Source organism: Pseudoflavonifractor phocaeensis (assembly GCF_016901955.1).
Taxonomy (GTDB): Bacteria; Bacillota; Clostridia; order Oscillospirales; family Oscillospiraceae; genus Flavonifractor; species Flavonifractor phocaeensis_A.
This window is the reverse complement of record NZ_JACJLC010000131.1, coordinates 1-4,887: the sequence shown is the minus strand read 5'-3', so window position 1 is coordinate 4,887 and position 4,887 is coordinate 1. Positions and strand designations below refer to the sequence as shown.

Below are 4,887 nucleotides of genomic sequence, written 5' to 3'. Positions count from 1 at the left end.
CCATGCTCCTTCCCCTGGCCGCCATGGCGGCCAGGGGAAGGAGCATGGGGGCCACCCCGAAGAGGGGATAGCGGTTGAGCAGGTAGACCTCGCAAAACCACACCGGCAGCAGAGCCAGGGCGTATACCCCCCACTTGATGAAGAAATCCTGTCTGGTCAACGGGCCAAACGCCTCCTTGGCAGCGGGCCGGTCGGTATCCGGCCCTACTCCACGATATCAAAATCCTTGATGACAAAAACCTGCTTCAAGCTGGACAGGTCGGTCTCCGGCACGATGACCGCGTAGTCCGTCATACCGGACACGTCGGTACGCACCTCCTCCACGTGTCCGGCCACGATGCCAGAGGGGTAGACCCCGCCCAGGCCGGAGGTGGACACCAGATCGCCGGAGATGAGCTGAGTGTTTTCCGGCAGATAGGTGAGCTTCAGCTTGCCCTCTCCCATGAGGGCCAGGTCTCCCTCCAGGATGGCCGCCCCGCCGGTACGGGTGAGCTGACCGCCCATTTCGATGTCGGCGTCGATGAGGGTGCGGACGGTGCACCAGTTCTCCCCCACCTCGGCCACCACGCCCACCAGGTTCCAATATTCGTCCACCACGCAGTCGTCCACGGCGATCCCCTGGCCGGAGCCCTTGCTGAGGGTAAGGGTGGATTCCCAGTTGGAGGTGGACCGGGCGGTGACCATGGCGGCTTCCTTGTCAAAGGAGCGGTTCTTGGGGGTGAGCTCCAGCAGGTTGTACAGCCGCTCGTTCTCCTGGATGGCCTCCTCGTATTCCCGCTCCTTGGCCTCCAGCTCGGCCACCCGCCGCTTCAGCTCCTGATTGTCCTCCTTGATCTGCTCCAGCTCGAAGGCGTCGGTATATTTCTCCTCCACCCAGCCGGTGACCGCGTTGATGCCGTTGCGCACCGGGGTGGTGATGATGCCAAAAAAGTTGGCCAGTGGATTGGCCGTCCCACCCAGCAGCATGGACACCACCGCCGTCACCAGGGCCAGCAGGATGGCCGCGATCAATATCAATATTCCGTTGCGCCGGAAAAAATCTTTCACGCCTGTGTCCAGCCTTTCCCTTTACTTACCCGCCGCAAGGGCCATGCAGTGGATCCCCAGCTCCCCGAGGATCTCCCCCAGGCGGCATACCGGCAGGCCCATCACGTTGTAATAGTCTCCCTGGATGCTCTGGACGAAAAGGGCCCCGTAGCCCTGGATGCCGTAGGCCCCCGCCTTGTCCATGGGTTCGCCGGTCTGGATATACCAGTCGATCTCCTCCCCGGACAGGGAGCGGAAGGTAACGTTGGTCTCCTCGGTGAGGGAGAAGCAGCGCTCCCCCCGCAGCACCGTCAGGCCGGTGTACACCTGGTGGCGGCAGCCTGACAGCATGGACAGCATCCGGAAGGCCTCCCCCTCGTGGGCGGGCTTGCCCAGCACCGAGCCCTCCAGGGCCACCACCGTGTCGGCGGCGATGATGATATCGTCCTCATAGCCCTTTGCCTGGACGGCTTTGGCCTTCTCCTGAGAGATCCGGCCCACCAGCTCCGCCGGGGACAGGGTGCGCTCCATATGCTCGTCAATATCGGGGGTCACGATCTTGAAGGACCGCAGCCCCATCTGCTCCAGCAGCGCCCGCCGCCGGGGGCTTTTGGAGGCTAAAATGAGTTCCATAATCGATGTCGTTCCTTTCCTGTTGACCTTCCCCCCTCAGGGAGGAAGGTGGCTGGCCGAAGGCCAGAGGGATGAGAGGGCGTCCCATGCCCCCGGCCCTATTGCCCGGTGGACCCGAACCCGCCGGTCCCCCGGCCGGTATCGTCCAGCTCTGTCACGATCTCCACCTGAGGCAGCGCCACCGGCGTCACCACCAGCTGGGCGATCCGGTCCCCGGGCTGAATGGTATAGGGGACGTCTGACAGGTTGGTGAGCCCCACCTTCAGCTCCCCCCGGTAGTCGCTGTCGATGACTCCCACCCCGTTGGACAGGGAGACCCCGTGTTTCACCCCCAGACCCGACCGGGCGAAGATGAGCCCCACGTACTCTTGGCCCGGCAGGGCCATGGCTACCCCGGTGGGGATGGTGACCAGCTGCCGGGGGGCAATGGTCACCGGCTCCTCCAGGCAGGCCCGCAGGTCCAGCCCGGCGGAGCCCTCCGTGGCCCGGGTGGGAAAGGGGATCTCCTTCCCCGCCTTGGGGGAAACGGCTTTCAGCTTCAACGTCATAGTATCTTACTCCACATCCCGGTAATACAGACCCCGGGTATATTCTCTGGGGCTCCAGTCTCCCTGATCCAGGTACCGCTTCGCCACCTGAACGCACTCCTGGGGGCTCTCCATGGTGAACAGCAGCCGCTGGGCCCACAGGCCGATCCGCCGGTAGTCGGCCTGCTTGTCCGCCAGATAGAGGATCTGGGAGTTGAGCAGCTCGTTGCGGCAACCGGGAGCCTTCACCACCGGGAATTTGGCCCCCTTGCGGTCGGTAAGCACGTTTTCATTTTGACAGTTGCACTGGCCTGTGCGGTTTTTGATGATGCAGTTCTCCATGAGCATCAGGGGCAGCCGGCCGTAGGTGATCAGCTCGGTGTCCACCGTCTTGGAGATATCCCGCAGCTGGGGGAATTTCAGCTCAAAGGACAGGGTGAGGGAGGCAAAGCCCAGCCGCTTGAACTCCTTCACCGCCTGGGTGTTGTACACCTCCAGGCCGAAGTCCCCCCGGAGGGTGAAGCCCAGCTCCTTTGCCGCGGCGGCCATGCCCAGGTTGCCCACCAGGGCGTCGGCCACCCCCAGCGCCCGGACCTGCTCCAGCTGTTGGAGCATCTGGGGAAATTCCCGGTCCCAGGCCACCCGGGGCAGGATCACCCCGATGGCGGTGCCCTCCGGGGCCTGGGCCAGCTCCGGGTGGGCGGCCAGCTCCTCCAGGGGGATGTAGACCAGGGCGGGGCCCAGCTCCAGCAGCTCCGGAGTGACCTGCCCGGCCTTCCGCACGGAAATGGTGAGCACAGGGGGCTCCTTCCGGTTCTCGTACCGGGCGCCGGGGTGATATGCCCCGGTGCGCCGCTGGGGCAGCTCCGCCCGGGCGTGGGTCAGCCCGTCCAGGGCCTCCCGCCGCAGGGCGTTGAGGGCGGCAAGGGGGAGGGACAGACCCTCCTCCACCAGCACCCGCATCCGGTCCGCCCGGTATGGGGTGCCGCCGGTGCGGGAGAGCTGCTTTTCCACCGCCTCGGTGGTAAGGGGGCGGGTATGGGCCTCCTCCGGCGTCTGGCCGGACACGGTGACCACCCGGCCCTCCGGGTCCTTCACCCCCACCTGCACCGGCTCATTGGGCCGGACCATGGCGTAAAAGGTGACGGGCACCCGCTGGGCCTCCCCGCTCTGGTAGGTGTTCCGGGCGGCGGCGAAGAGCTCACGGGGCTCCTTCCCCTCCTCCCGGACGCCGAACATATGACCGCCCTGATTGTCCAGGTAGTAGCCCTGGGTAAAGCCCTGGCGGGAGAAGGCGGCCTGGAGCTGGTTGATCTCCTCCGGCGTGGGCTCCCGGTCCTCCCTGATGGCCCGGGAAAAGATGCCGGTGACCACTGCCACATACTCGGGCCGCTTCATCCGGCCCTCCAGCTTGACGCAGGCCACCCCCATCTTCCGCAGCTGGCGCAGGTAGCCCGCCAGGGACAGGTCTTTCAGGGACAGGGGATAGGAATCCGCCTTACCCCCCCAACCGTATTTTAACCGGCAGGGCTGGGCGCATAACCCCCGGTTGCCCGACCGCCCTCCAATGATGGAGGACAGGAAGCACTGGCCGGAGTAGCACATGCACAGGGCCCCGTGGGCGAACACCTCAATTTCTATGGGGGAGCGCTGGCAGATATACTCGATCTGGTCCCGGGACAGCTCCCGGGAGAGGACCACCCGGCGCATCCCCAGGTCGGCGGCCATCTTCACGCCGTCCAGGTTATGGATGGTCATCTGGGTGGAGGCATGGACGGTCAGGTCGGGGGCCACCTGCCGCAGCATCCGCACCACGCCCAGATCCTGGACCAGCACCGCATCGGCCCCCAGGGTGCTGGCCTGGGCGGCGAACTCGGCGGCCCGGGGGAGCTCCCGGTCGGTGAGCAGGGTGTTGAGGGTGAGGTACACCTTGGCCCCCCGGACATGGCAATAAGAAACCGCCGCCGCAAACTCCTCCTCCGAGAAATTTTTCGCGTTGCGGCGGGCGTTAAAGTCTCCGTACCCCAGATAAACGGCGTCGGCGCCGTTCTGAATGGCAGCCGCCACGGCCTCCATGGACCCGGCGGGGGCGAGCAGTTCCAACATACCCTTTCCTCCCGGCGGCGGGGGCAAAGCCCCCGCCTCCTTTTTCTTACTGCTTCTTATTCTCCAGCTTGAAGATCTCCCGCTTGGCCTCGGACAGCTCCAGCTTCAGCTTGGTGGCCTCCTCCAGGTACTCCTTCAGCTGGCGGCGGAGGTTTTCGGCGGCCTCCACCTCCTTGAAATACTCGTCGGCAATGTTCACCGCCGCCAGGACGGCTCCGTCCACCAGGGAGACACGGGCGCCCTCCAGCACCTCCCGTACCTTCTCATCCACGTGGGCTGCCACCTTCTCGGTATAGCCGGCGTCCTCGGTGCCCACCAGGGTGTACTCCTGCCCGGCGATGGTAACGGCGACGCGGTTTTTCATGCAAACCCCTCCTGACCATAATGAGTTACAATATTATATCACACAACCCACCGGAAGAAAATTAAATTCTTCATGAATTTTCAAGTCTCCCCTTCATTGTGTGCCACCCGGTCTTGTGGTATGATAATGTCTGATGAATAAACCGAACATCGGTTTATTCGCGCGGCGGCAGCCGCGCGATTCCATAAAAACGGCTCAAAGGGCCGCTTTTATGGAATTCAGCCATTGTCA

Annotated in this window: 5 protein-coding genes; all 5 read right to left on the bottom strand. The window is 64.3% G+C overall.

The window, feature by feature from the left end:
* Nucleotides 1-204 precede the first annotated feature (204 nt).
* The 5 genes from mreC to H6B51_RS16150 all read right to left on the bottom strand — a co-directional run bounded on the left by mreC (nt 205) and on the right by H6B51_RS16150 (nt 4,656).
* Nucleotides 205-1,011 (bottom strand): rod shape-determining protein MreC, encoded by an 807-nt coding sequence (gene mreC, locus H6B51_RS16170; protein ID WP_243421367.1) that lies wholly within the window; start codon nt 1,009-1,011, stop codon nt 205-207.
* Between the two features lie 57 nt (nt 1,012-1,068).
* A complete protein-coding gene (locus H6B51_RS16165; RefSeq protein WP_204884631.1) occupies nt 1,069-1,659 on the bottom strand; it encodes a Maf family protein in 591 nt (196 codons plus the stop codon).
* A 98-nt stretch (nt 1,660-1,757) separates the two neighbouring features.
* On the bottom strand, nt 1,758-2,207 hold the full coding sequence (gene dut, locus H6B51_RS16160; protein ID WP_204884630.1) for a dUTP diphosphatase: 450 nt from the start codon (nt 2,205-2,207) through the stop codon (nt 1,758-1,760).
* 6 nt (nt 2,208-2,213) lie between these two features.
* Entirely contained in the window at nt 2,214-4,292 is a 2,079-nt protein-coding gene (locus tag H6B51_RS16155) for a U32 family peptidase (protein WP_204884629.1), read from the bottom strand.
* Nucleotides 4,293-4,338: 46 nt separating this feature from the next.
* Nucleotides 4,339-4,656, bottom strand: coding sequence for a cell division protein ZapA (locus H6B51_RS16150; RefSeq protein ID WP_204884628.1), 318 nt, complete (start codon nt 4,654-4,656; stop codon nt 4,339-4,341).
* Nucleotides 4,657-4,887 lie beyond the last annotated feature (231 nt).